Below are 26,989 nucleotides of genomic sequence, written 5' to 3' on the forward strand. Positions count from 1 at the left end.
AAGGGCCTTGTTGCCAAGGCCCCGTTGGATCAGAAGCGCACGCCGCTGGAGCAAACGTTGCAACCTTGACCGATCGACAGGCTGTTGCTGCCCTGGTTGCCCGCACCCGATTGCAGGTTTACACCCACGTTGCCGGAGTTGCGGTTAACCGAGTTGTCAAGGCTGGAGTTATTGGACACGTATTGAGGCTTGCCGTAGCCATAGCTGCTGACGGCGGTATTGAGGTAGCTGTTGTTGAGCGAGTTCTGCTCGGTGTTGGAGGCGGCGGCGATGTTCTTGCCGTCAGCGGTGGTGATTGCCAGGTTGTTTTTACCTTCGTTGCCTTGACCGGCCTGGCCGTTGTAACCCACGTTGCCGGAGTTGCCGTTGACGGAGCCGTCCAGGGACGCGTTGTTCTGCGTGCCTTTGTTGACGAAGTTGTTATTGGTGCTGGCTTGATCCACATCGATCACGGCGAACACGGTGGCAAAGTCGCCTTTGGCACTGGAGATGGCACCGGCGTTATCCGCCTGGTTGCCGGAGCCCGACTGTACGTTGACGCCCACGTTACCGCTGTTGCCGGTCACCGAGTTGTCGGCCGAGGCGTTGTTTTCGGTGTTGCTGTCCTCGAATTTGTTGCCCTGGCTTTTTTGCACATCGGTGACCACGGAGGCGACGGTGCCAGTGGGTTGAGGGGCTGGGTGCCAGCCACCACCCGCTTGAGCAGCGGCAGCCATGAGCGCGGCGAGAGCGAAAACCAGTGGTTTGAGCGCCATTTGAGGTTTCATGGTGTTTCTCCTTGCTTCTAATTAGTTGGGTTAAGTGTTGGTACGGTTAACTGAGGTCTATCAAGCGCTTACTTGATAGTGATGCCCAGGGTGTTAGCCACTCGGTTCCCCACCCCGGCACTCTGGTTCACCTGAATCACTCCTCGGCTGCCGGTGAAGGCCTGGTCGCTGGTGACGACCTGGCGGCTGCCAGTGGTGGAGGTGGACCCTGAGTCGCTTGCCAGCGTCGTCGTGTTCTGTTGCAACAGGACGCTGTCATCGATGCTTTGCGGGCCAGGGTTCAGGCTGATCCGCACCGCATTGATCGATTGGTTATTGGCTCCGGCCGACTGATTGATGCCCAGTACGCCGTTGCCGTTGGTAAAGGAGGTGCCCAGGATCGCCGCTTTGGCGTTCAGGGACGGATCGACGTTGCCGTCGAGCTTCTGGATATTGGCGGTGGTGGCCTGGCCACCGAGGACAATCGCGCGGCTGTTGGACATTTGCTGTTGATTGCCGGCGGCCTGGTTGATCGACAAGACACCCTCGTACTGTTTGCCGCTGCCATTGATCACGGCGGCGTTGTCGGCCAGGGCCGTCGCGCTGCCCAGCAGGGCGACTATCAACAGGAAGTGCCTCATCACTTGCCCCCCATCATGCTGCCGAGGTTGTTCAAGGGGGCCATGCCGCGCTGGATCGAATCGCTGATCTGCCCACCCATTGCGTTGCCGGCGCCGGCGCCATGGCCGGCGGCAGCGCCGCTGCTCAGGGTCGACATGCCGGTGTGCGTGGCGCCCAGGCCGGACAGATTGCCGTCGGGCTGCACCGAGCGCGCAAGGCTCGAACCGCTGCTGATGCCGCCGATGTCCCGGTCGCTGAGTTCGCCGGACATGGCGCTGATCACTTCTTTGCTGGGGTTGGCGTTGGCCGTGTTGGGGTAGGGGTCCGGGAGCGAGGTGCGCCCGTACATATGCCCTTGTACGGCGCGCCCTGTCACGATCACGCCGTCACCCGCCTGGCTCGGCAGGCTGACGCCGGCACTGAGCACGCAACTGATCAGCAGTGCGTTTATCGAGGCATGAGTGAATGTGTTCACGGTGGCAATCCTTATTATTCACGCTGACCCTAAACAGCGTTGTCAGGGACAGAGCAGAAGGCGTGCCGTTTTTTGTTTTTACTTTAAATTCAGCAGGTTATGGTTTTTACCGGCGGATTCGTCGGTTGCGGTGTTTCAACCCTGAAACAGTCCTCGCCCGGCGTCGTATGCCCGGTCGCTCGCGCCAGCTGTATCAGTGATGAAACAGTGTCCATGACAAAACGATGAATCCGTCCCCGCCGGGCGATTCAAGACAGTTGGGTGTTTCAAAAATGGACAGGTCACGCGGCAGGCGCAGGCTCAGCCTTTGGGGGTTTTACGCGGAATGGAGTTGAGTACCGGGTTGCCGTCCTGATTCTGGGTCAGGTAGACCGGTAGAACCTTGGGCAGGGAGGGGATGAGGTTATTGACTTCACTGAGGTTATAAATACCGCCAATGCGAATGCTCCCGGTGCCTGCGTCCGCCAGCATCACCGGTTTGTCGAGGTAGCGGTTGATCAGCGGCAGCGCATCGGCCAGGGCCAGGTTGTCGAGCACCAGTTTGCCCGTACGCCATGCCAGGGCCGTGTCATCGGGCTTGATCGCCGCCACGCGCGGAGTGGCGTCGCCCCGTTGGTAACTGGCCTGCATCCCCGGGGTCAGCGGCACGCTGCCATGCACCGAGTCGCTGGCGATCTGCACAGAGCCTTCAAGCAACATCACTCGCACCTGGTCCGCATAGGTCCAGACATTGAACTGGGTGCCCGTCACTCGCACCTGGCCCTCGCCAGCCTGCACGATAAAGGGATGATCGCCGTCATGGGTGACCTTGAAAAACGCTTCGCCCTTTTTCAAGCTGGCCTGACGCCGGTCCTTGTAATCGCTATAGACCAGTTCGGTGCCCAGGTTCAATTCCACCTGGCTGCCATCAGCAAGGGTGACCTTGCGCAAGCCGTTGGTTGCTTCGTAGTGTTTATAGGCGCTGGGCAGCCAGCCGGCTTCCCAGCCGGTCAAGGCGGCCAGTGGCAAGGCACCCAGGCATAGGGCGGCGGCGACCGCGTAGGTGCGCCAGCGCTTGCGCGGCTTGAACGGCAACACGACCGGCGCCGGCATGTTGCGCGGCAGATGATCGGCCACGTCCCAGATTTCCAGCATCGCCGCGTATTCGAACGCATGCAGCGGATGAGCGTCGTGCCATTTTTCAAATGCCTGGCGCTCAGCGGCCGAGCAATCCTCGGCATGCAGGCGCATGCACCAATGCGCGGCGGCGTCGGTAATGGCGTCGTACTCGGCTTCTGAAAGGGACTGTTCGCTCATTGACTCATCCTGATTTCCCGCATTCTAACCCTGCGAAGCACGTAGCGAGAACAGCATCATGGCGATTGCACATCAATTGGAACTTATTCTTGTTTGAGCGCGCCTAAAAATTCAGGAAATAACCTGTCGTCAACTATGGAGTACCAACATGTTGAAGAAAACCTTAGCTGCCCTGTGTGCCACCACCGCCTTGCTGAGCGCCGGCGCTGCTCTGGCAGACAAGCCGGGTGCGGGCTGGATTACCATTGAAAAAGCCATTGAAGTGGCGAAGACCAAGGCGGGCTATATCGAAGTCTACGCCGCTGAAGCGGACGACAACGGCTATTGGGAAGTCAAAGGCCGCAAATCCGATGGCACCGTCTACGAAGCCCGCATCGACGGCGCTTCGGGCAATATCCTGCGTGATCAGAAAGACTGATCCGCCCGCTGGGGGCCTGCTCAGGCCCCCACATCCAGCATGCGCCCCAGGTGCGTAATCAGGTAAGTGACTGAGTCAGCGTTGGACAGAATGACGTCAATGCGTTTGTCGACATTGCTCATGAAGATTTGACGTGCCTCATTCAGTGTCTTGGCACCAGTAATCTTCAGGACTTTGCGCTTGAGGTAGTGGGTGGCGGTGAAAACACCGTAATCCTCCCAGGTATTGGATATGTCATCCCACGTCTTGAACAGCATGCTGGCCGGCGTCAACGTGGACAGTGCGGTCGTTTGCAAATCATTCTGGCGCGTCCTTACTGCCTGAGCGCCAGGCTTGGCTGTATCGATGAGGTCGCGGAACGGTTCCATGCTGCGCAGATAGGCAATGTCTACGGTCTTGAACCTCAAGTGCGTCAGCTCGTGAATCATCGTCGACGCTCTGGCGTGAGCGAACATGTCGAAGGGGGCGTTCAAGATGTTGGCGTATTCAGTCATGTCCGGATCGAAGAAACGCTCGAACAAAAACACTTTGCGCTCAATGTCATCGACCAGCACCATTGCGTAATCATTCGTGGGGTCCTTCAGGCTTTCGCCGCTGACAAGGCGCATTGAGTCAGGGCCGATCAAGGTGGGGTCGCTCAACTCATCCAGTACACCGTCGATGAGAGTTTCGATTTTCCTGACCTGTTCCGGGGTCAGGTTGATAGTGCCGAACAGGTCGCATAGAAACAGGCCCACTCGGCTATCAGGGGTGATCAGTTGCGCAAAATGCTGGAGGTTGCGCTTGCAGTTGACGGCGTAGTACGTCGCCACATTCAACGCTTCGTCGATGGCCTGGGCTTTCCAGCTCGATACTGCGGCAATCGCCTTTATGCCCTGCGCTTGAATATTGATCTCGCGCCGTTGTGCCCGTTGCGTTTTCTGACGCGTCCAGGCCTGCCCGAAGCGGGGTTTGTGCAGGCTCAGGTCCAACACCCATTGGCCCTGTGAATTGCGACCTACGTAGGGGCCCTGCTGATCGTCGTTGCCGAGGCGCCAATGTTCCTTGGTTTTCGTCACCGGATACACTTTGCCTGCCAGCGGTACATAGACTTTGGCGTTCGCCTTGTCCTCGTAGACCTGGGTCGAGGTAGCCAATGCCAGGCCCTCCAGGGCGACGTCATGGTCCTCGAAGCGCTGCAGCCGCGTTCGCGAAATGGCGGTGACGTCCCGCAGGCCCGGGACTGTGCTCTTGGGCAGTTCGCCCGGCGACAGGTCAACGACCTCAGCGTCACCGGGCGGCGGGGTTTCGCTGCCGTCGAGCTCACTGTACAACGCGGCCATTTGCACCACGGCCAGGATGAAGTCCTTCATCGCGGCCCTCCACTGATGCAGTTGCAGCGCTTCCATCGAGCGCTTGACCAGCGTGTAGCTGCGCCACACCACCAGCGGATAGGCGAGTTTGCCCGCCAGGAAGTGCGCCGCCATCGGAATGCCCTTGCCTAACAGGTCGACCGCTTTATCCCAGAGCAGTTTGGCGCCTTCCTCGAATTGGCAGGCGAGCATTTTAAGCAGGATCAGCGTGTTCTCGCTGAACAGGAAATGCAGCAGATTGCCGGTCACCGCAGATGAAGCAAGGCTGATATCCGAGGGGCGATGAGGGTTGTTTTTCAGCAAGTGGCGGTAAACGGCCTGGTGCGGATCTTCCAGGTGCTGGATCACCCAGTCCTGCAGTTCTCCCGGTCTTTGCACTTCCTCCAGCAGCGCTTGCTCGCTGTCATATTGCCTGAGCACATGGTTTTCGCTGTAGGGCGCATATAACACCACCGGGCCGGATTTTTCAGGTTCGCTGCTGATCAGGTACAGCCCCAGCACTTTCGCGGCCGTGGCACCTGCGGTCGCCACAAGTTCCACGGGCCGAAAAAGCACCGACGCGCCGTCCAGCGCCGCACGTGCCAGGGCATCAGGCATATCGAATGCCTGCTGGACCCAACCCAGGGCTTCGGCTGACAGGCGTTCCTGCAGATGCTGCTCGTGGGCGTATTGCAACACCTGCCAGGGCAATTGACGGCAGAACCGGCGCCGACGTTGGCGCGCTGCCTCTGTGCGGGTGTCCAGCTCGGTTTGCAACAGCTTTTGGTAGACCGATTTCAAGTCCAGCTGGCGCACCAGTTGGATCACTGCAGTGGCATCCAGGGTATCTGGCAGCGGCGTGGCGGTACGCGACCGCGGGATAATGGTGTGCTTGTTCAGGTTCGGCCAGTGGCGCAAGGCGAAGTCGGTCAGGCTGCAGGTGTGGATATCGAGGGCCTGATGCACGGGAATCAGTACGTCATCGGGGCTGATGGTGTGCTTGGGAAAGCGAGCCTGGAGCAGCTTCAGCAGGGCGGAATATGTGTGCTCGCGAATGGTCGGGATGCCATGCAGGTAGTCCTCCTCTTCCGGGGCGCTGTTGCGGTATTGCTCAAGCAGTTCAGCATGGTAAATCTGCGCTTTGGCAGGTGCCATTGCCAGCCACACGGGCAGCAGTTGCTGGGTGATCATTGCGTCAGCCAGCGCTTTGGCCCGTGCCAGGTTGGTAGGCGCAGGGGTTTGCAGGATCGCATCCAGGCGGTCCTGCACGGCGCGCGCCGGCAAATCCATGGCCAGTAAATGATCGACCGCGTCCATGACAGTGTCGTCGTAGGTCTTCAGGCGATTGTCCAGCAGGTTATCGTCAATGCGTTGCAGCGGGGCCAGGCGATACGCCTGATGAGGCACGCGTTGGGACAATCGCAGAGTCTCCAGCAGCGTCAGCCGCTCGATCGGATGCGCCAGGCGCTGGGCGAGTACCTCGCGCAGCGCCGAAATTGAGGGGAAGACTTCATGACCACGCCGGGGCGTCCACAGGATCGCCTGGCCCGAGTTCCTGGAGTCGAGGCCGCCACGCTCGGTCAGCACAAACAGATTAGCCAGCGGCAGCAAGGCGTCGGACGTGCCCTGTTGCAATGCCAGCGCATAGGCATCCGGGAGAAACCCGTTGATCCCATGACGGGTCAGGCGCACCAGACTGTCGTTACGCAGCACCGTATCAAGAATGGCATGGCTACCGGCCGGCAGGGTTTTACCCAGCAAGCGCAGTTCGGCCTCGCTGCGCAAGCCCAGCAGCATCGAGTGCGCGTGTTTATCGCGGGTGTTGTTCAGGAACAGGCGTGGCACGTCACGCAGCTCGTGGTTGGCGAACACCTTCAATACCCGCTCGATCATGCTGTTAAAGGTTTTGAGGGTGATGTTATTGAGCTTCAGGGCGACGCGCGGGTCGTTTTTTTGATAAAAACCAGTCCTGGAAGACACGGGAAGTGGCTCGCTATTCCGGCCCAGGCGCTCGATAACGTGTTCAACCATACTCAGGGACGATACGGGCGGGCGTTCTTCGCGTTGCTGGGCACTGGAGGGGTAAGTGTTGATAAAGACATCATCGGCCCTCACGTCCAGTTGTCGCGTTTGCAGCTCCATGTTCAGGGCCAGGGCGACCATGCTGCGCAATGTAGGGTGGTTCAAGCGTTCGAGGTTCAACCCGTCCTCGGCAGCTTGCAGGCGTTGCATGTGCAGCTTGGCGCGCTCGGCCTGCACGGTGGAGGGGCGGCCATTGCCGCTGCTGACGGGATGTATCGTCCAGCGCCCATCGGTGTCCAGGTCGGCCAGGCGACTGTCGAGCATGGTGCGAATATCCAGGGCGTAATCGAGCAATGCATCCAGGTCCACCTGGCCGGCGCTGCTGCGATAGAGGCTCAGGGCATGGTTCATATTACTGATCTGCTTGGCGGCGATATCTTCGATCATGCCGATGAACACATGCCCGATGACGGGGCGTGCGGCAACGTTTATCGGGTCCAGGCCGATAAAAGTGTCGCGCTCATCCAAGGACAGGAAGTTGAGCAGTTCATCTTCGTGTCCGGCGGCCGTGAGCATGGTCAATAGCGTGTCTTTGAGGTCGTCCAGGTCTTGAAGCACCTGTAAACCACGGGACTGGGTGTAGAGGTAGGCATGGTTTTCATGCAGCATCAGGGTACTGGCCAGTTCCACGTAGTGCTGGTAAGGCGCATAGACGCGCACTTTTTCCACGCTCAGGTTGGCGGCGTAGGCGCTGCGCGCGCCCTGGTCGCTGAGTAACAGAGCCTGAAGCATATGGCTTTCATCGGCACTGAGGATGCCAGTCTGGCGTTTGAGCAGCACGTCGAGGCGGAACTTGTCCGCCAACACTTGCGCGAACAGATCAAGGCGTGAGGTGCCGCTGTCGATGTCTTCGTTCCAGTAGGTTTGCAGCAGGCTGGCGAGCAGTTTGGACAGCGTACCGGAGGTCTGCTCGATGAGCGTTTCCCATCGCTCACCGTCTTGCTGCAACTGGGTCTGGTTGAAGTGGGTGGTGACATGCTTGGGATTGATGAATTCGCAGGTTTGCCCCAGGGGCCAGGCATGTTTCACATAAAACCGCAGGAACGCTTCACGTAGCGCCAGGGAGTCAGTCCAGCGTCGGTCGGTATCCGTCGGGCTACGGCTAAAGCAGTTTACGCGCGTTTCCCGTTGATCCAGGCCCGGGAAATAACGATGCGCCATGATCCCGAGCAGTGTGTCGAGCATGTCGGACAGGGTCGGGGTTTTCTGCAACTGCTCAAGCATTGATTGTACGTTTGCTCGTTGGCAGGCCTGCAAGGCTTGTTCCTGGCTTTCCATGACCGGACCCAGCACCGGCGAAGTCGTCAGGGTCAGGGCGGTAGCCGCCGAAAGACTGTTGCGCTGGGCAATCGACAGAAAGCTGAGCAAATCGATGCGCTGTACCGCATCAGCCAACGCCAGGCTGACCTCTCCGAGCAGCGCGGCATGGCTGTCAAACACCTCGATACCGCCATACGGCGTGTACAGCAGGGCCTTGGCACCGTCCGGCGTCGGGCTCATCACAAACGCGCCGGCAAGTGGAATCGCAGCGTGGCCCATCGTATTGATCAACAGGTTTTCGACGCGCATGGGATGGCGTTGCAGGCGCGTATCCTGGCGACTGGCATCACTGGCGTAATACACGCCGTGCAGCCATTCCAGGTCCTTGACGGTAAGCCCCAGAGCGCGTTCGCGTTCGCTCAGTACCGAGCGATTGACGGGCAGCAGGAATTCGTCAAAAAAATACGGCGGGGTGACGCGGGTCATCGCCTGTCTCCAGCGTGAATAGGGACACACAGGGTAGGCGGGCAGCCTTGGCAGGCGGGGGTAATTATTGAGTCGCACCGTCAGTTGACAGCCAGCGCAGTGGGTGGTGTTTAATCGACGGTCTGGATGTCCATTCGTTGCCCCTTCCAATCATAAAAATGGAGCTACAAATGTCTGCGCAGTCTCCAGCAGTTGTCACGGCGTTCATCAGCTTCACGGAGTTGGTGGGGTTGCTCCAGCGTATTTTTGTCAGGCACGGCACCTCGCCGGAAGTGGCGGCGATCCTTGCACAGAACTGCGCGAGCGCCGAACGTGATGGCGCTCACAGTCACGGTATTTTTCGCATCCCAGGTTACCTGTCGACCCTGGCCAGCGGCTGGGTCAACGGCGCTGCGGTGCCCACCGTCAGCGACGTGGCCTCAGGCTTCGTACGGGTCGATGCCGGCAATGGGTTCGCCCAGCCGGCCCTGGCTGCGGCGCGTGGGTTGCTGGTGAGCAAGGCTCGCAGCGCCGGCATTGCGTTGCTGGCGATCCATAATTCCCATCACTTTGCCGCGTTATGGCCGGACGTCGAGCCTTTTGCCGAAGAAGGGCTGGTGGCGCTCAGCGTGGTCAACAGCATGACGTGTGTGGTGCCCCATGGGGCGGATCGTCCACTGTTCGGCACCAATCCCATCGCATTCGCGGCGCCTCAGGCAGATGGCGCACCGATTGTGTTCGACCTGGCCACCAGCGCCATCGCCCATGGTGATGTGCAGATCGCTGCGCGCAAAGGTGAACGTCTGCCGCCCGGCATGGGCGTGGACAGCCTGGGCCAGCCGACCCAGGACCCGAAAGCGATTCTGGAAGGCGGCGCACTGTTGCCGTTTGGCGGGCACAAGGGCTCGGCGTTGTCGATGATGGTCGAGCTGCTGGCGGCGGCGCTGACCGGCGGTAATTTTTCGTTCGAATTCAATTGGGCCGACCATCCGGGGGCGCGTACGCCCTGGACCGGCCAGTTACTGATTGTGATCGATCCGAGCAAGACCGCCGGGCAAAGCTTTGCCGAGCGCAGCCAGGAACTGGTGCGGCAGATGCATGCGGCCGGGTTGCGGCGGTTACCGGGGGATCGACGCCATCGCGCGCGGGCGAAGTCGCAGGAGGCAGGAATAGAACTGGGGGCACAGGAGCTGCGCCAGCTTCATGAGTGGGCTGCGGATTGAACAAGGGCTGCGCCATGGGCGCAGCCCTCACTGATCAGTTACGACGACCGAGCAGCAGGCCTACCACCAGGCCAAAGCCTGCGGAAATGGCCACGGTCTGCCAGGGGTGCCCGCCGATGTAGGTTTCGGTGGCATCCACGACCGGCTTGCTGCGCTCACGTACATTGGACACCGATTCCAGGGCCTGCTTGAGTTTGATGGCGACCTGCTCGCGCAGGGTTTCACCTTCCTCGCCTACCAGGGATGCGCTGCTCTTGAGCAGTTTGTCGGATTCTTCGATCAGTGAAGTCAGTTCGCTGAAGGCTTGATCCTTGATTTGATCTTCGACGGATTGGGCGGCGGTTTTGCGGGCCATGTGTGACTCCTTGCAAGTGAATGTGGCAGTGAACAATGGAGTGTCGGGCGCCGGCAAAAGTTGCAGTTATTTTGCTGCCCGCCCATTTGCGGCAAAATCCAAATCGGGTCCCTTGGACCTTCAGTGTAAGATGTCCTTTATTTGTGCAGCAGGTAATTCACCATGAGCTTCAATCTCGCCAACAAGACCCTCGCCGAACGCGCCGAGCTGGAAGATGAAAAGTCCCGTCTCTACGACCTGTGGCAAACCAACCTGGGCAAGGCCAAGGGCGAAGCCGCCCGGTTGTTCGGTGAGCGCGCCAAGCGCAAGGGCAAATGGGCCGAATGGGTGCGTGCCGAACTTGACGGCATGTCGCCGCCGGAGTTTTCCAACATGGTGCGCAGTGAAGTCAACAAGCTGATGGCGGCGGCTAAATAAAGCACGCCTTGATCGCCTCACGCACCTTCAACAACAAGGGGTCAAGCTGGGACTGGGTGCGCCAGCCCAGCTCCACCGGGTAGCGCGGCAATGCCAGCGGGCAGGGCAATACGCGCAAGCCGGTCAGGCGGGCGATGGCCTCGGCGGCATGTCCGGGGATCGTCGCCACCGCCGTGCTGCCCTTGAGCAGAAACGCCAGCGCGGCAAAGTGGCTGGTGGACGCACACACCTGGCGGCGCAAGCCGTGCGCCGCCAGACCCTCATCGGTAATGCCGATAAATCCGCCCGACGACACCAGCACGTGCTCGCGCGCGACGAACTCTCTCAGGTCGATCTGTTGCTGTTCAGGCGCCAGGCTGTCCGGGTCCACCAGGCAGCGGTAGTCACCTTCGCCGAGCACTTGCCGGCTCAGGCGCCGCTCGGCAAAACCGCCGGCGGTAATGGCCAGGTCCAGGCTGCGGTCGAGCAGGGCATCGGCGACAATCTGGCTGTGGGTCTGGCGGAAAATCACCCGCAGCTTTGGCAGGTGCTGGGCGACGCTGTCCATCAGTCGACGGCCGTAGGCAATCTCAAAGTCGTCCGACAGCCCCAGCACCACGCAGCGGCCTTGATAGGTCGGGCTCTGCGGGTTGATCATCGCCAGGCTCTGCCGACAGCGGTCCAACGCTTCGCTGATCAGCGGTTTCAATTGATTGGCGCGCGTCGTCGGTGCCAGTCCACGTCCCGTGCGCACAAATAACTGATCGTCGTAAAGCTCGCGCAAACGCCGCAGACCGGCGCTGATTGCCGATTGGGTGACCCCCAGGCGCAACGCTGCGCGGCTGGCGCTGGACTCGTCATGCAGGGCTTCAAAGGTTTTGAGCAGGTTCAGGTCAACCTGGGCGATATTTATCTGGCTCATATCATTTAGCACTGAGGTGGGCTTTATTCATGATCGTGCCTGGCGGGAGAATGGGCAACCCCATTGATTCGGAGTGATCGTGATGCCTGTTTCTACCGTGGCTGCTTTACAAATTGGCTCGCTGCCGGGCGGCAAGGCCGAAACCCTGGAACAGATACTGGCCTACGAGGGCGACATCCAGCGCAGCAGCGCGCAGTTGGTGGTAATGCCTGAGGCGCTGCTGGGCGGCTATCCCAAAGGTGAAGGGTTCGGTACTCAATTGGGGTATCGCTTGCCCGAGGGTCGTGAAGCCTTTGCGCGCTATTTTGCCAATGCTATCGATGTACCCGGCGTAGAGACTGACGCACTGGCCGGGTTGTCCGCGCGCACCGGCGCCAGTCTGGTGCTCGGCGTGATCGAGCGCAGTGGCAGCACTTTGTATTGCACCGTGTTGTATTTCGAGCCCATGGGCGGGCTGGTGGCCAAACACCGCAAACTGATGCCCACCGGCACCGAACGACTGATCTGGGGCAAGGGCGATGGCTCCACCTTACCGGTAGTCGACACGGCGGTAGGGCGCATTGGCGGCGCGGTGTGCTGGGAAAACATGATGCCGCTGCTGCGCACCGCCATGTATGCCAAAGGCGTGCAGGTGTGGTGCGCACCCACCGTGGATGAACGCGAGATGTGGCAGGTGAGCATGCGCCACGTGGCCCATGAAGGGCGCTGCTTTGTGGTGAGCGCCTGCCAGGTGCAGGCCTCGCCCGAGGCGTTGGGCGTAGACGTTGCCAATTGGCCGGCGGATCGTCCGTTGATTGCCGGTGGCAGCGTGATTGTCGGGCCGATGGGCGACATCCTTGCCGGACCACTGGTGGGTGAAGCGGGGCTGTTGACGGCGCGGATCGATACCGATGAGTTGGTGCGGACACGCTATGACTATGACGTGGTGGGGCATTACGCCCGGCCGGATGTTTTTGAGTTGACCGTGGACGAGCGCGCGAAGCCGGGCGTGCGCTATATCACTGACTGAACGCGGTTAAAAATGTGGGAGGGGGCTTGCCCCCCGATGGCGGCCTCAGGGCCGACCAGGATGCTGGATTGGACCGAGTACATATCCGTTTCTGCGGTAACGGCTGCTATGGGTTCCGCTTTTACAGCGGCTCACTTTTGAAAAACGCAAAAGTAAGCAAAACGCTCTTGCCACCACTCGGCACCTCGCCTGCGTTCGGCCAGCGTGGTTTAACGGGGCGCCTGAGATCAAAAGCAGATCAAGAGCGACTCGCTGCGCATCGTGGTTAGCGTTTCAGCGTTAGCCGCTACAGAGTTGTGTAGATACCTATGCTCATCGGGGGCAAGCCCCCTCCCACATTTGATCTTCAGCGTTTGTTGCCCGCAGTTCACCAGGTTGCGGTGTTGGGCAAATCCAGGGTGCCGCGCTCGACAAAGCGCATGGTCCCAAACAACCCACCCGCCAGCTTGCCGCGCAGTACATACGGCAGATTATTCAGGCTCTGGGTCTGGCTCAGGCCCAGGGTCTGGCGTAACACCGAAAACGCCGAAACGCTCACCGGTACCATCAGCACGGTCTCGGAGAAACGCGGGATGCTGCCCGCCTGATCACTCACCCCGGACGCCAGCGGCCGGCCATTGACTTCCAAATCCAGCGCCACGCCGTTGTAGTCGATCGCCGTTTCATTGGGGTTTTGCACCCGCAGTTTGACGGCGAAGCGCACTTCCAGGTCCTGGCTTTGCAGCGGTTCGATGCCGACCACGTTGATGTTGACCGGATCGCGCTGGGGCAACAGCGCGCAGGCGCTCAAGGTCAGCAACAACAACGATACAACCATGAGCTTGCGCATCTGAACGTGCCCCTACTGTTTCGTAACGTCAGGGTCCTGCATGACCTTGAGGGTCGAGGACTCCGGATCGAATTCATCTTCTTCCAGCTCTATGAACGCTTCGGGCAGGAAAATGTTCAGCAGGATGGCACAGAACGCCCCCACGGTGATCGGCGACTCAAAGATGTTATGCAGTGCCTTGGGCAAGTCGCGCAGCACTTCGGGCACGGCCGCAACGCCCAGGCCCATCCCCAGGGAAATCGCTACGATCAGTACGTTGCGTCGGTGCAACCCGGCTTCGGCGAGGATCTTGATGCCGGCCACGGCCACGGTGCCGAACATGATCAGGGTCGCGCCGCCCAGCACGGGTTTGGGCATCAGTTGCAGCACCGCGCCGATCATCGGGAACAGCCCCAGCAGTACCAGCAGGCCGGCGATGAAGTAGGCCACGTAGCGGCTGGCCACGCCGGTCAGTTGGATCACGCCGTTGTTCTGGGCGAACGTCACCATGGGCAGGCTGTTGAAGGTGGCCGCCATCGCCGAGTTGAGGCCGTCGGCGAGCAGGCCGGACTTGATGCGTTTGATATACCGCGGGCCTTTGACCGGCTGCTGGGAAATCATCGAGTTGGCGGTCAGGTCACCGGCGGCTTCCAGGGGCGAAATCAGGAAGATCACCGCCACCGGGATGAACGCCACCCAATCGAACGAGAAGCCATACTTGAACGGCACCGGCACGCTGATCAGCGGCACCTGGGGCAGGGCGGCCATGTCGACACGGCCCAGCCACCAGGCCACGACAAAACCCAGGGTCAGGCCGATCACGATCGAACCCAGGCGCAGGAACGGGTTGTCGAAGCGGTTGAGCACCACGATGGTCAGCAGCACCAGCGCCGCCAGGCCCATATTGCTCGCCGCGCCCAGGTCGCTGGCGCCGAAACCACCGGCCATGTCGGTCACCGCGACCTTGATCAACGACAACCCCATCAAGGTGATGATGGTGCCGGTGACCACCGGGGTAATCAACTTGCGCAACTTGCCGATGAACTGGCTGAGCACCACTTCGATAAAGGCTGCGAAAAAACAGATGCCAAAGATCGTCGAGAGGATTTCATCGGTACCGCCGCCGCGGGCCTTGACCATGAACCCGGCGCTCAAAATCACGCTGATAAAGGAAAAACTGGTGCCCTGCAGGCATAACAGGCCCGAGCCGATGGGGCCGAACGTGCGCGCCTGCACGAAGGTGCCGAGCCCCGAGACGAACAGCGCCATGCTCACCAGATACGGCACTTCGCTCTCCAGGCCCAGCACGCCACCGACGATCAGGGTCGGGGTGATGATGCCGACGAAGCTCGCCAGCACATGCTGCAAGGCGGCAAATATTGCCGCCGTGAAATGCGGACGGTCTTCGAGGCCGTAGATCAGGTCGGATTTATAGCGCGGGCGAGGGGCTTGAGCGTCAGACAAAATGAGGGCTCGGGTCGGAAAAGGGAGGCGCAGGATGCCAGAAACGGCCAGTCGTCAGAAGTGTAATAAATTATTTATAAAGCGCCCTGCATAAAACTTCGACATCAGCCGATACCCCGTATAGGCCCACCTAACCATTCTAAAACGGGCGGCCAAGGTCTGGGCAGTGCGTTGGCGCTGACGGATCGATTCGCGGCAGACGCTGGCAACATCACTTCTGAGAGCCCCCCCTTATGTCCCTCCGTCATCTGAACATTGCCCCTCGCGCATTTCTCGGGTTCGCCTTTATCGCAGTCCTGGTGGTCATTTTGGGGGTGTTTGCGGTCAACCGCATGACCCTGATGCGCCAGGCTTCGCTGGATATGAGCACCAATCAGTTGCCCAGCGTGACGTACCTGGGGCATATGACGGAAAACGTGTTGCGCATGCGCATCCTGTCCTTTCGCGTGCTGGTCAACCGTGAGCCGGCCGCCCTGCAGGAAGCCGAAACCCGCATCGGCGTGCTGGTCGACAAGGTCAGGGCGGCGCAAAGCAACTACGCAGCGTTGCCGGCAGGGGCCGAGGAGGCGGTGCTGTACAAGGCATTTGCGACGACCCTGGACAACTACGTCAAGGCTCAGGCCGACATGATTGCCCTGTCCAGGCAAGACAAGGTCGATGAAATGCGCGCCCTGATCAACAGCCGTATCAAGGAAGGCACCGACCAGATGGGCGAGCAGTTGAACAAACTGATCGCCCTCAACGCCGCCGGCGCCAAGGCTGCCGATACCCACGCCGAACACAGTTACGAGGCCGCCATTACCGGCGTCATCGTGGTGTCGGTCGCCGCCGCGCTGCTGACGGTGTTGCTGGCCTGGCTGCTGACCCGCAGCATCGTCACGCCGTTGCGCAAGGCCGTGCAAGCGGCTGAGGGCATCGCCGGCGGCAACCTGACCGCAGCCATCGAGGACGACGGCAAGGACGAACCGGCGCGCCTGATCAATGCCTTGTCGGCCATGCAGGCCAACCTGCGCCAGACCATCCAGCACATTGCAGGCTCGGCCACGCAGTTGGCGTCGGCTGCCGAAGAACTGAGCGCAGTCACCGAGGAAGCCTCCAAAGGCCTGCAGCAACAGAACAATGAAATCGACCAGGCGGCCACGGCGGTCAATGAAATGACGGCGGCGGTGGAGGAGGTGGCGCGCAATGCGGTGTCCACCTCCGAAGCCTCCGGCCAATCCAACCAGGCCGCGCGGGAAGGCCGCGACCGGGTAGTGGAGACGGTCGGCGCGATCCAGACCATGACCCGGGATGTGCAAAACACGGCGGCCATGATCGAGGGGCTGGCGGCGCAAGGGCGGGACATCGGTAAGGTCCTCGATGTGATACGCGCGATTGCCGAGCAGACCAACCTGCTGGCGCTCAACGCCGCGATCGAAGCGGCACGCGCCGGTGAAGCCGGGCGTGGTTTTGCGGTGGTGGCCGACGAGGTGCGCGCGCTGGCCCATCGTACGGCCCAGTCGACCCAGGAAATCGAAAAAATGGTCGCCGGTATCCAGAACGGCACCGGTGAAGCCGTGCAATCAATGCAGCAGAGCAACCAGCGCACCCAGAGTACTCTGGAAATGGCGCGCGCCGCCGGTGTTGCACTGGAGCAGATCACCCAGTCGATCAGCCTGATCAACGAACGCAACCTGGTGATCGCCAGTGCGTCCGAAGAACAGGCCCAGGTGTCGCGCGAGGTGGATCGCAACCTGGTGAATATCCGCGACCTGGCGACGCAATCGGCGGCGGGCGCCAATCAAACGAGTGCGGCCAGCCATGAGCTGTCACGCTTGGCGGTGGATCTGAACGCGATGGTGGCGAAGTTCGTTATCTAAAATCTGAAATACGGTTCAAATGTGGGAGGGGCGGTGCGACGATTCGACTTGCCCCCGATGGCGGTGGGGCAGCTAAAAATTAACTGGCTGACACACTGCAATAGGGGCATAGGTATCTACACAACTCTGTAGCGCTCAACCGTTACCACGATGCGAAGCGAGCCGCTCTTGATCTTGATCTGCCTTTGATCTTAGGCGCCCCGTTAAACCACGCTGGCCGAACGCAGGCTTGAATCCGTGGGCAACCCGGCAGGACGCCGGGTTAGCCGCACTGGGCCATGGATGGCCCATTGCGGCGGCCCACGGATTCAAGCCGGAGTGAGGGCACGCCGAGCCTAAGCGAGGTGCCGAGTGGTGGGGCAAGAGCGTTTTGCTTACTTTTGCGCTTTTCAAAAGTGAGCCGCCGTCAGGGCGGAACCCTAAGTGGCCGTGACCGCAGAAACGGATATGTACTCGATCTGATCCAACATCCTGGTCGGCTCTGAGGCCGCTATCGGGGGCAAGCCCCCTCCCACATTTGGGCCGGGATCGACACAAAATCCTGGTCGGCCCTAAGGCCGCCATCGTGGGCAAGTCGAATCATCGCACCGCCCCTCACACATTTGATCCCTGTTATCAGGTCGCTATTGTTTCCAGGCGGCCGCGTTCACCAGATTCTGTGGCCGCTCTCCGGCCAACGCCTGCAACAGATTATCCACCGCACACCTGGCCATCGCTTCGCGCGTCTCATGGGTCGCCGAGCCGATGTGCGGCGTGGCCACCACATTGTTCAAGCGCAGCAGCGGGGACGCGTGATCGAGCGGTTCTTTCTCGAACACATCCAGGCCGGCCGCGCGAATGGTGCGCTGCTGCAAGGCCTCGACCAGCGCCGCTTCGTCGACCACCTTGCCCCGTGAAATGTTGATGAAGATCGTCTCCGGACCCATCAGCGCGAACTCCTCGGCACCGATCAACTTCTCGGTCTCGGCGGTGAGCGGCAAGGTCAGGCAGACGAAATCGGCTTCCTTGAGCAAATCCTGCAGGCTGCGGTACTGCGCGCCAAAGCGGGCTTCTACCGCAGGCTTGGGCGAATGGCTGTGGTAGATCACCGGCATGCCGAAGCCACAGTGCCCGCGCTGGGCCAGGGCTTCGCCGATGCGTCCCATGCCGATGATGCCCAGGGTCTTGCCGTGCACGTCGCTGCCGAAATGCGATGGGCCGATGTTCTTGTTCCATTGGCCGGCGCGCACCAGATCGGCCAGTTCCACCACGCGCCGGGCAGTCGCCAGGATCAGCGCAAAGCCGGTATCGGCGGTGGTTTCGGTGAGCACGTCCGGCGTGTTGCTGAGCAGGATCCCGCGCTGGGTGAGGTAGTCGATATCGTAGTTATCGACGCCCACCGAGACACTCGCCACCGCCTCCAGTTTCGGCGCCAGGTCGAGTAGCCCGGCATCCAGGCGCAGGCTTGCGCCCAGCAGCCCGTGGGCGCCCGGCAAGGCGTCGCGCAGTTGGGCCAGGCCGGTCTCGTCCAGCGCGTCGATCAGCGTCACGTCGGCCTGCTCATGCAGGCGCGCCATCAACGGCGCAGAGAGTTTTTTATAGAGAACCACAGACTTTTTCATTGAGCTTTCACCTTCAACTCGAGGGGAGGCATCGGCGCGCGTTCACGGTCACTGGCGCCGGGCTTGAGGAAAATCGTCAGCACCACCGACAGCAGCAATGCACCGCTCATCAGCAGGTACGAGGCGCCGGGCGAACCGGTGCTGCTATTGAGGTAACCCACCAGGTACGACCCGCCGAACGACCCGAGCGCGCCCATGCTGTTGATCAGCGCCATGGCGCCACCGGCGACGTTGGCCGGGAGGATTTCCGGGACGATGGCGAAGAACGGGCCATACGGCGCATACATGCACGCGCCCGCGATCACCAGCAGTGTGTAGGACCACCAGAAGTGTTCGGCGCCAAGGGCGTAAGACGCATAAAAGGCCACGGAGGCAATCAACAGCGGCGGCCACACGAAGCGTTTACGCTTTTGCAGCTTGTCCGAGCCCCACGAGACCACCAGCATGCCGATCACGGCGGCAAGATAAGGCAGCGCCGACAGCCAGCCGGCTTCGACCATGTCCATTTTCAAGCCGGCCTTGAGGATCGATGGCAACCACAATACGAAGCCATACACGCCAATGCTCCAGCAGAAGAACTGCAGCGCGAGGATGATCACCTTGGGCGAGCGGAAGGCTTCGGCGTAATTCTTCACCGCCTTGATACCCACCTGCTCGGCGGCGAGGGCGCTTTCCAGGCTTTGCTTTTCGCTGTCGCTCAGCCACTTGGCATCCTTGGGGCGCTCGTCGGCCAGTTTCCACCAGATAAATGCCCAGAGCACCGCCGGCAAGCCCTCGATGATAAACATCCAGCGCCAGCTGAAATGCTGCACCAGGTAGCCCGAGACCACCGACATCCACAGCATGGTCACCGGGTTGCCGAGAATCAGAAAGGTATTGGCCCGCGAGCGTTCGGCGCGAGTGAACCAGTGACACAGGTACACCAGCATCGCCGGCATTACCGCCGCTTCGACCACCCCGAGCATGAAGCGAATCACGATCAGCATGTAGGCGTTGGACACGACGCCCGTCAGGGTGGCCAGGCCGCCCCACAGGATCAGGCTGACGAAAATCAGTTTCTTGACGCTGCGCTTCTGCGCGTAGATCGCGCCCGGCACCTGGAAGAAAAAGTAGCCAAGGAAAAACAGCGCGCCGAGCAGGGACGACATGCCGGGCGTGATCATCAGGTCTTCGGCCATGCCGGAGGCGGCGGCGAAACCATAGTTGGCGCGGTCCAGGTAGGCCAGGCTGTAAGTGATGAACACGATGGGCATGATGTACCACCAACGACGGGTGGCGAGTTTCACGGTTTCCATAAGGTGGCTCCTGAGCTTGTTGTAGTTGTGGCAACAGGTAGTGGGTCAAGCAACGGATCGGTTGGGTAATTCGGCACGGGTGGGCAGCCCTTCCATATCGCCGCGACTCTGGACGGCGCGGCTGCCGATCCAGTTGCCGCGTTGTACCGCCTCGGGAAAGCTGGCGTTTTCCAGCAGGGCGCTGATCATGCCCACGGCAAACCCATCGCCGGCGCCCACGGTGTCGACCACCGTGTCGACGCGCACGGCGGCGACAAAGCCCTGGTCCATCTGGGTACGGTAATAGGCGCCATCGGGCCCGAGCTTGATCGCCACGGCTTCGGCGCCCTGGTCGAGGTAGAACGCGGCAATATCCGCCGGGTCATCGAAGCCGGTGAGCAGGCGGCCTTCGCCGAGGCCGGGTAATACCCAGTCCGCCAGGCCGGCCAGGGCGTTGACTTCGCGGATCATCTGCGCCTGGCTGCTCCACAGGGACGGGCGCAGGTTCGGGTCGAATGAAACGCTGCGCCCGGCCTTGCGCATCTGCGTCATCAGCTCCACCGACAATTGGCGGGTGGCCTCGGACAACGCCGGAGGAATCCCGGTGGCATGCAGATGGCGCGCCTGCAGCAGGGCCGGGCTGATGTCCGACATCGACAAATGACTGGCCGCCGAGCCTTTGCGGAAGTACTCCACCTCAGGGTCGGCGCCGGATTCTTCGCGGGACTTGAGTTGAAAACCGGTGGGGTGCAGCGGGTCGACCGCCACATGGCTGCAATCGAGACCCTCATGGGTCAAGGTGTCGACCACGAAGCGCCCGAGTGAGTCGTTACCCACCCGACTCAGCCACGCGACATTGAAGCCCAGGCGCGACAGGCCAATCGCGACATTACTGTCGGCGCCCGCAATGCGTTTGTGGAACTGACCGACCTGGGCCAGATCGCCGGTCTGCTCGGCGACGAACATCGCCATGGTTTCGCCAAACGACAGGATATCGATCTCAGACATGGGCATTCTCCACGCGGGGTTGGCCCAGGCGGGCGAGGGTGGCGACCTGTTGCGCGGTGACGTCGACCAGGTCATCGCCCTGCAGCGGAAATTCCACCGCCCGGGTAATACCTTGAGTCATGTGCGTGAGCAGTTGTTCCCACAGATGCAGGTCGGTGGCGCCGGGCGGCAGGGCCACCAGCTTGCCGTCCGGGCGACGCGCGACGGCCTTGCAGTGCAGGTAGTCCACATGCCGGCCCAGCAGGCGTGCGGCGGTGAGGGCGGACTGGTCCTGCCACTGCCAGTTGCCGATGTCGAAGGTCATCCTGACGGGCAGGCCCAGGCGTTCGACCTCGGTGAAAAACCGCTGCATCGGCTCGATGCGGCCGCCGTGCAGGGTCTGGTCGTTTTCCACCAGCAGCTTGACCGGGTGGCGATCAAGCAGGGCCTGCAGGCTCTCCAGGTCGTTGGTGTCAGTGAAGTAACCCAGGGACACTTTCAGCCAGCGCGAGCCGAAGGCCTGGGCGCGGTCGAGAGTGGCGGCGAGGTCTGGATTGGGCTGGGCACGCCCGGCCACCCAGAGTTCCAGGGGCGAGGAAAACACCGACTCCAGGCCTTGCTCCGCGGCGGCCCGGGCCAGTGTGTCGGGCTGTTCGGTGGTGAGCAGTTCTTCACGCCATTCGATGCGCCGGGCACCAGCGGCACTCAACAGCGCGACAAAACTCAATTGGCCCTGCTCACGGACCAAATCGGCGCCGTAGCTGGAAAGACTGATGGAGACGGGATATTCATGCATTATTGTTTACCTCTGAAACCGGTTTCATTTTTTCTTGAAAGAACGTACGACTCTGTAGGAGCGAGCTTGCTCGCGAAAAACCAGAGAGCGCCGCGTTAAACCAGAGTCGCGGCGTTACCGTTAGCGATTTTCGCGAGCAAGCTCGCTCCTACAGGGAGTTGGGTGGAGCCTCGGATGATCAGTTGGGGCAGGAAATCCAGGGTGCGGGTGGGGGCTGTGTCGCCACGCAGGCGCTTGAGCAGACAGTCAAACGCGGTGGCGCCAATCGCCTCAGTGGGCTGGGCGAGGGCGGTGATGCCGTTGCCCACCAGCGGATACCACTCCAGGTCATCCAGGGCGATCAGGCCGACATCATCGAACAGGTTGCTGCCCAGGTTTTTCAGCGCGCGGGTGCAGGCCAGCGCAGCAACACCGTTGGCGCAAAACAGCGCCTTGGGGCCGGGCTTGGCCAGAAAGGTTCGCAGGCGGCTTTCCAGCTCGCCATCCAGTTCAACCATGGCACCGGTCAACGCCGGGCGCCGGGCAATCTCGGCCTTGAAACTCTCCAGGCGCTCCAGGCGCGAGCTGGTGCCATCGGTGGCTTCGCTCACCAGCAGCACGTCGCGGTACCCCTGTTGCTCCAAGTGCTCCACCGCCATGCGCACCGCCGCCGGATTGTCCAGGCCGACCAGGTCGCTGTGCAGCGGCTCGACCTTGCGGTCCACCAGCACCAGGGGCATTTCCCGTTGCAGTTCCAGCAGTTGGTCGAGGTGATGGCCGAGGGTGTTCACGATCAGCCCTTCAATGTTGTACGAACGCAGCGCCGCCAGGTGCTGGCGCTCTTGCTCGTCATCGCGGTCGGTGTTGCACACCACCAGGCTGTAGCCGTGCTGGCGACAGGCGGTTTCAACGCCGTGCATCACCGCGATGGAATAGGGGTTGCGGATATCGGCCACCAGCATCCCGATCAGGCGCGTGCGCCCGCGTTTGAGACCGCGGGCCATCTGGTTGGGGCGGTAACCGAGTTCAGCGATGGCCTGCTCGATACGCAGGGCAATGGCGTCCGAGAGCAGGGCGCGGTCGTCGCCGATAAAACGCGACACGCTGGCTTTGGATACGCCGGCACGTTCGGCCACATCGAGCATGGTCACACGGCTGCGCTGGGCGGCGGAAAAAGAAGTCACGGTGGCGGGCCTTTCTTATTGGAATAAAAAATCGATACAGGCTGAAACCGGTTTCAGAAGACACCACACCGTGCGAGTCGTCAAGAAAAAACCTGATGGATCTGCGTGTTTGACCGGCTTGAATCCGACGAATGGATAGCCACACCTGTGAGTTCTGACAGTATCGAACGGGTGTGATTGAGGCTTTAATTTCTTCCACCCCAGGCCAGCTTTTACGGTGATTGCTGGTTGTTCCCGGCTGCAATGTTGAGGAAATGTTCATGTCCGATACCTACGAATCAGCGATCAGCGCCGACAGCTCCAGGCTGTATGACAACGGGCCTCTGGCATTGGCCCCGATGATTATTCCCGGGGTGGATCCGCTGGATCCAGAGGGCCTGATTCCGGCGGCGCTGATGCTTGCAGATCTTAAAGTGCTTATTCCCCAGTGGGGGCCGCCACCGGAACCGCTGGACACGCCCCATACCCTGACTCTGTTTTGGTCACGGGGCGGTACGGTGGTCTATAAGGACTTCCTGACGATCAATGCGCCGCCACCGCCGCTACCGATCTACCACCAAATGTTCATTCCGCTGGTTGTACTGCGCGCCTTATCGGGCCCCGTTGAGCTCTATTACTCAGTCACCGACTCATTTCTCGGGGAGACTGTTCTGGACCCTAAACGCACACTCACCGTGGACATGGATGAGCCGCAGTTGTTGGACCCTGCGGATCATCTGGAGTTCGTGGTGCCGCCGTCACCGGTGATGGACGAGGCGTATCTGCTCGCCAACCCTCTCGTTGCGTTTCGTGTGCTGCCTTACAGGGGACGTAGCGATGGCGACGTCCTTCACTTCTACACCTCCAATCTGCCCAACCCACCAGTCGCGCGTGAGGACGGCCTGTACGAGTGGGTATCGAGTGGCGAGCCCCTGATCGCGTATCTGCCCGCCGACGTATTTCGTCGTCTGGACAATGGTGCCGCTTATATCTTTTTTCGCATTTTTGACAAGGCCGGCAATTACAGTGATCGCAGTGCGGGCCTTCCGTTTCAACTGGGCCTGATCCCTTTGCCTTCTGATCTGCCGCTTCCCGAAATCTATCCTCCTGAGCGTTACAGCGACTTGTTGATCAATCGCGAAGATGCCAGGGCCGGGATTTTTGTGCGGATCGGCAGCTATACCGGCTGGGCTCCCGGGGATCAGGTTGTGGTGTATTGGAAGGGCCGGCCCACATCGCTCCATCCCGTTGACGGCTTCCCCACCGATGTGCCGATTCCGTGGCCGGTGTTGCGCGGGCCGCTGACGGATACGCTGGCGCCGGAAACGGTGCCGGTACGCTATGAGATTATTCGCGGCACCTTTTCCCCTTTTCCTTCGTTTGCCATTCGCGTGAATGTGAACCTGACCATCGCCGGGCAGGACCACGCCAATGCCCCGGCACTGCTGAATCCGGATTTACCCCTGGCAGAGGTTCGCGGACTGGTGTCCAACCTCCCGAATGTGGTCAACCATGATGACAACCCGGCCGGCGCGCGGGCCCGTGTCTTCCTGTATGAAAAGCCGGAGCCTGGGCAAGTCCTGCGGTTCTTCTGGAACGGTGTGGGGCCGGTCGCTTCCTACACCGTTCAAGCGGGGGATGTAGAAGGCCAGCTGGTGTTTTCCACGGTCATTCCCTGGGCGGTCATGGCGGGTTTTATTCATCCTGCCTTGCCCGTGTACTACACCACCAGTAATGGTGTGAATGAGCAACAGTCTGAAAACACCTTCGTCAATGTCAACACTGGCACGCTGATCTCATTTCCAGCGCCGATACTGAAACATACCCTGGTAGGCGGAGCTGGTTATTTAGCCTGTTGCTCGAAGCCCGAAGTGTTTTATGGCGTGCATTGGCACATAGCCCATGATCAAGGCTTTGAACTTGATGATGTCGTGAGGTTTTTTTGGGCTGGATACCACACGAATAATTGGGAGGGGCCGGTGATTGAAGAGTCTCGCTATGCCGAGAGTAAATCCTTTCACAGCGATTATGATTTGATCAATGGGTTGGACTTTACGGTGGAGCCCTATGAAGAGAAAGTTGTGCCGATGCACGACTTTGGTTCCGCGCAAGTGTTTTATCAAGTCAGGCGTCATGGCGTATTGATCGGCGAGTCCGTGCCCAGAAGAATTCGTATCGATTTAAATTATTCCGCCGGCGGCTATTGTAAGGCGGGTGACATTATTAACTGTTCCGCGACGGGGCAAGCAACCCTCGTCCTGCCTGAATAAGTTAAAGCAATTGCCGCGTTTTTTATGGGCTGAAGTTGAGGCTGCTGTGATTGAACGAGTGTTAGAAATATTCGCAATGTTGTAAGGCGCGGATGCTCGCGCCTGGAAGTTACGCTTATTTGAATAATCCTGGAGATATTATGAAAAGGCAAACGCTGGAAGCTATTCGCAATTTCCAAAATGAACGCAAAGCCAACCCCGGCGTGTTAGCTTTGCCGGACGCCGAGCTGGAGGGGGAGGTGCCCAATTTTCCCGGGTTGATCACCAAATCGGTCGCTCTCGCCGAAGACATGATGGTGACCCTTCCGCGGCCGGATGATTTCAGTACCGATCCGATGAACCCTGATACCTATTCGCTGTGGGTGCAGCCCAATGATGGGGCGGATTGGGCAAACCCTATCATCGTTCCGGCTGCGAACGTTCCGGCCACCGGGCTTGAAATCAATCTTGTCCGCGGGCGGCGCCCTGTCGGTATCAATAAGCTGAAATATAAAATAGATGTTTCCAGTGTTGGCAACAGCACCGAGTCCAACCCGCAATTGCTCATCATCGATCTTGAGCCGCCCTATGCAAGTTTTGTGGGGACCATCCCTGCGCCCATCCCTCCTGTTGATTTACCCGACAGCGTGGATGCTGATTACTTCTCGAGCAAGCCCAATCAGACGGCAATCTTCAAATTTCCCGATTATGTGGGGCAAGGTAAAGCGCCAGGCGACAAGGCACTGCTTTACTTTGCTGATTTGGATGAGCCGTATTTGCCGACAGCCGGTGACACGAACCCGTTTTGGACGATCCCCGCAGACCTCAGCTTGCCCCTGCCGCTTTCGGTGGTTCAAGGCCATCCGAATGGCTTGCATAATTTGCGCTATGTGATTGTGGACGCGGCGGGCAATGAGTCGAGGTTGTCTGGCGCGTTTGACCTGGATGTGAGCCTGTTTCCCAAACCCGGCAATTTCAAGGTGCCTACCATTGACTTGGCGGTTCCCGGCGATGGTTTGCTCAACCGTGCTGATGTAGCGGCACTTAACGGCGCGATAGTGCGTATTGCCCAATACGATAATGTGCTGCGCGCGGACGATGTGCTGAGTATCACCCTCACCACCCCCCTGGGCAGGCAAACCTTGCCCGATTTTCCGGTCGCAAGCGCAATTTTTCCGATTCCGGTGCATGTCGATTACGCGACGCTGGTCGCACTCTATGGGGCCACGGTAGGCGAGTTGCCATTGACGGTTTCCTATGTGGTCAAGCGTCGCTCGGTCAGTTACCCCGCGGGCTTGACGGCGACGACCGACCTGGACCTGTTTGTCGTAGGCCCAACCCCGGAGGGTCCCGATCCGATCAACACCAAGCTCAATCCGGTACGCGTGATAGGCGTGCGACAGGACGGCAGTGAAGGGCCGGATGACAACCAATTGACCCCGGCGCATGCGTCCAGAGCTGCCATCGCGCGGATCAGACTGTGGACTGACCCCCCGACACCTGACGCCAGCGATTTTGAGCTCAAGCTTTTTTATAACGGCAAGATGGTTGAGTCCCGCTTGATCACCGGTGGTGTCGCTAACCAGGACGTCGATATGAGTATTCCGTGGGCCGACATCTTCGAAGGTAAAAACGGGACCAAATTGGCGTATTACACCATTGGATCGGCGGGCACTACCAATACGCAGCAGTCGCCTATCACACCCGTCAATGTGACTGCGATCGTGATCTCACTGGACCCTCCGGTGGTGAGAAACCTCAACCCGGCCGGCTTCATCAACTGTGACAGTTTCAGGCCCGTCGGGCCGCCCCCTGGCAACCTGGTGGTGTTCATTCCGCCCAGCAATGAGTTTCGAATCGATATGGTGGTGACGTTGCATTCGCAGGGCTACAGCGATGACGTCGGAGCAACGCCCGTAGACGCTGCTGTTGGCTTGGCCAGCAGAACCATCCGGACGGAAACTGATATCAACCTCGGGTTCGAAGTGAATTTGGGGCCTTACGCGACCGTCTTCAAAACCATTCAACCGAATGCTGCTGCACGCCTGATGGGCTCGATGAGACTCTGGTACAGCATCCCAATGAGTGGTGGCACCTTGGATTCCGACGAAGCTCTGCATCGAGCGCGCGGTCATAGAGCTGGCGCGGCAGGGACGCCTGGCACTTTCTGTGATGGAACTCCTGTACCCGCTTAGTTGTGTTTAGTCATT

At 60.3% G+C, this 26,989-nt stretch carries 21 protein-coding genes; 7 read left to right on the forward strand and 14 right to left on the reverse strand.

The window, feature by feature from the left end; genetic code table 11:
* Positions 1-29: 29 nt before the first annotated feature.
* From BOP93_RS11440 to BOP93_RS11455, 4 genes are all read right to left on the reverse strand, one after another.
* Positions 30-767, reverse strand: coding sequence for a hypothetical protein (locus BOP93_RS11440; protein ID WP_104502687.1), 738 nt, complete (start codon positions 765-767; stop codon positions 30-32).
* Positions 768-835: 68 nt separating this feature from the next.
* Positions 836-1,387 carry an adhesin gene (locus BOP93_RS11445; RefSeq protein WP_104502688.1) on the reverse strand — a complete coding sequence of 184 codons (552 nt, stop codon included), beginning with the start codon at positions 1,385-1,387 and terminating at the stop codon, positions 836-838.
* Positions 1,387-1,842: a hypothetical protein gene (locus tag BOP93_RS11450; RefSeq protein ID WP_104502689.1), complete on the reverse strand. Its 456-nt coding sequence runs from the start codon at positions 1,840-1,842 to the stop codon at positions 1,387-1,389. The genes BOP93_RS11445 and BOP93_RS11450 overlap by 1 nt, the downstream gene beginning before the upstream one ends.
* Before the next feature lie 300 nt (positions 1,843-2,142).
* Positions 2,143-3,138, reverse strand: a complete 996-nt coding sequence (locus tag BOP93_RS11455; RefSeq protein ID WP_104502690.1) for a FecR family protein — start codon at positions 3,136-3,138, stop codon at positions 2,143-2,145.
* 148 nt (positions 3,139-3,286) lie between these two features.
* Between BOP93_RS11455 and BOP93_RS11460 the strand changes: the two genes are divergently transcribed.
* Positions 3,287-3,556 (forward strand): PepSY domain-containing protein, encoded by a 270-nt coding sequence (locus tag BOP93_RS11460; protein ID WP_104502691.1) that lies wholly within the window; start codon positions 3,287-3,289, stop codon positions 3,554-3,556.
* A 20-nt stretch (positions 3,557-3,576) separates the two neighbouring features.
* On the opposite strand, the gene BOP93_RS11465 is transcribed toward BOP93_RS11460, so the two are convergent.
* The gene (locus BOP93_RS11465) at positions 3,577-8,715 is read right to left on the reverse strand and encodes a dermonecrotic toxin domain-containing protein (RefSeq protein WP_104502692.1); all 5,139 of its coding nucleotides are present in this window, start codon (positions 8,713-8,715) and stop codon (positions 3,577-3,579) included.
* Positions 8,716-8,885: 170 nt separating this feature from the next.
* Here BOP93_RS11465 and BOP93_RS11470 point away from each other — a divergent pair, with 170 nt between their 5' ends.
* Positions 8,886-9,917, forward strand: coding sequence for an Ldh family oxidoreductase (locus BOP93_RS11470; protein ID WP_104502693.1), 1,032 nt, complete (start codon positions 8,886-8,888; stop codon positions 9,915-9,917).
* 34 nt (positions 9,918-9,951) lie between these two features.
* On the opposite strand, the gene BOP93_RS11475 is transcribed toward BOP93_RS11470, so the two are convergent.
* Positions 9,952-10,272: a DUF883 family protein gene (locus BOP93_RS11475; protein ID WP_104502694.1), complete on the reverse strand. Its 321-nt coding sequence runs from the start codon at positions 10,270-10,272 to the stop codon at positions 9,952-9,954.
* Between the two features lie 162 nt (positions 10,273-10,434).
* Here BOP93_RS11475 and BOP93_RS11480 point away from each other — a divergent pair, with 162 nt between their 5' ends.
* Positions 10,435-10,689 (forward strand): hypothetical protein, encoded by a 255-nt coding sequence (locus BOP93_RS11480; RefSeq protein WP_003190904.1) that lies wholly within the window; start codon positions 10,435-10,437, stop codon positions 10,687-10,689.
* Here BOP93_RS11480 and BOP93_RS11485 read toward each other — a convergent pair.
* On the reverse strand, positions 10,682-11,590 hold the full coding sequence (locus BOP93_RS11485) for a LysR family transcriptional regulator (protein ID WP_205885799.1): 909 nt from the start codon (positions 11,588-11,590) through the stop codon (positions 10,682-10,684). The two genes, BOP93_RS11480 and BOP93_RS11485, sit on opposite strands and share 8 nt — an antisense overlap.
* Before the next feature lie 82 nt (positions 11,591-11,672).
* Between BOP93_RS11485 and BOP93_RS11490 the strand changes: the two genes are divergently transcribed.
* Positions 11,673-12,599 (forward strand): carbon-nitrogen hydrolase family protein, encoded by a 927-nt coding sequence (locus BOP93_RS11490; protein WP_104502695.1) that lies wholly within the window; start codon positions 11,673-11,675, stop codon positions 12,597-12,599.
* Between the two features lie 367 nt (positions 12,600-12,966).
* Here the strand turns inward: BOP93_RS11490 and BOP93_RS11495 are convergent, their stop codons facing one another.
* Together BOP93_RS11495 and BOP93_RS11500 are read right to left on the reverse strand one after the other, a co-directional pair.
* Positions 12,967-13,428 (reverse strand): LEA type 2 family protein, encoded by a 462-nt coding sequence (locus tag BOP93_RS11495; protein WP_104502696.1) that lies wholly within the window; start codon positions 13,426-13,428, stop codon positions 12,967-12,969.
* 12 nt (positions 13,429-13,440) lie between these two features.
* Positions 13,441-14,871, reverse strand: coding sequence for a nucleobase:cation symporter-2 family protein (locus BOP93_RS11500; RefSeq protein ID WP_104502697.1), 1,431 nt, complete (start codon positions 14,869-14,871; stop codon positions 13,441-13,443).
* A 233-nt stretch (positions 14,872-15,104) separates the two neighbouring features.
* On the opposite strand from BOP93_RS11500, the gene BOP93_RS11505 reads away from it, so the two are divergent.
* Positions 15,105-16,730: a methyl-accepting chemotaxis protein gene (locus tag BOP93_RS11505; protein WP_104502698.1), complete on the forward strand. Its 1,626-nt coding sequence runs from the start codon at positions 15,105-15,107 to the stop codon at positions 16,728-16,730.
* Positions 16,731-17,353: 623 nt separating this feature from the next.
* Here the strand turns inward: BOP93_RS11505 and BOP93_RS11515 are convergent.
* From BOP93_RS11515 to BOP93_RS11535, 5 genes are all read right to left on the reverse strand, one after another.
* Positions 17,354-18,331 (reverse strand): 2-hydroxyacid dehydrogenase, encoded by a 978-nt coding sequence (locus tag BOP93_RS11515; RefSeq protein WP_104502699.1) that lies wholly within the window; start codon positions 18,329-18,331, stop codon positions 17,354-17,356.
* Positions 18,328-19,626: an MFS transporter gene (locus BOP93_RS11520; RefSeq protein ID WP_104502700.1), complete on the reverse strand. Its 1,299-nt coding sequence runs from the start codon at positions 19,624-19,626 to the stop codon at positions 18,328-18,330. Before BOP93_RS11520 ends, BOP93_RS11515 begins: the two co-directional genes overlap by 4 nt.
* Positions 19,627-19,671: 45 nt before the next feature.
* Positions 19,672-20,613, reverse strand: coding sequence for a sugar kinase (locus tag BOP93_RS11525; protein WP_104502701.1), 942 nt, complete (start codon positions 20,611-20,613; stop codon positions 19,672-19,674).
* Entirely contained in the window at positions 20,606-21,388 is a 783-nt protein-coding gene (locus BOP93_RS11530; RefSeq protein WP_104502702.1) for a sugar phosphate isomerase/epimerase family protein, read from the reverse strand. The genes BOP93_RS11525 and BOP93_RS11530 overlap by 8 nt, the downstream gene beginning before the upstream one ends.
* A 95-nt stretch (positions 21,389-21,483) precedes the next feature.
* Complete coding sequence (locus tag BOP93_RS11535) at positions 21,484-22,551, reverse strand: LacI family DNA-binding transcriptional regulator (protein WP_104502703.1); 1,068 nt, start codon at positions 22,549-22,551, stop codon at positions 21,484-21,486.
* A 260-nt stretch (positions 22,552-22,811) separates the two neighbouring features.
* On the opposite strand from BOP93_RS11535, the gene BOP93_RS11540 reads away from it, so the two are divergent.
* Positions 22,812-24,800 (forward strand): hypothetical protein, encoded by a 1,989-nt coding sequence (locus tag BOP93_RS11540; RefSeq protein WP_104502704.1) that lies wholly within the window; start codon positions 22,812-22,814, stop codon positions 24,798-24,800.
* Positions 24,801-24,892: 92 nt separating this feature from the next.
* On the forward strand, positions 24,893-26,974 hold the full coding sequence (locus BOP93_RS11545) for a hypothetical protein (RefSeq protein WP_237140411.1): 2,082 nt from the start codon (positions 24,893-24,895) through the stop codon (positions 26,972-26,974).
* The last annotated feature ends 15 nt before the right edge of the window (positions 26,975-26,989 follow it).

The sequence above is a fragment of the Pseudomonas orientalis genome (assembly GCF_002934065.1).
GTDB lineage: Bacteria > Pseudomonadota > Gammaproteobacteria > Pseudomonadales > Pseudomonadaceae > Aquipseudomonas > Aquipseudomonas orientalis_A.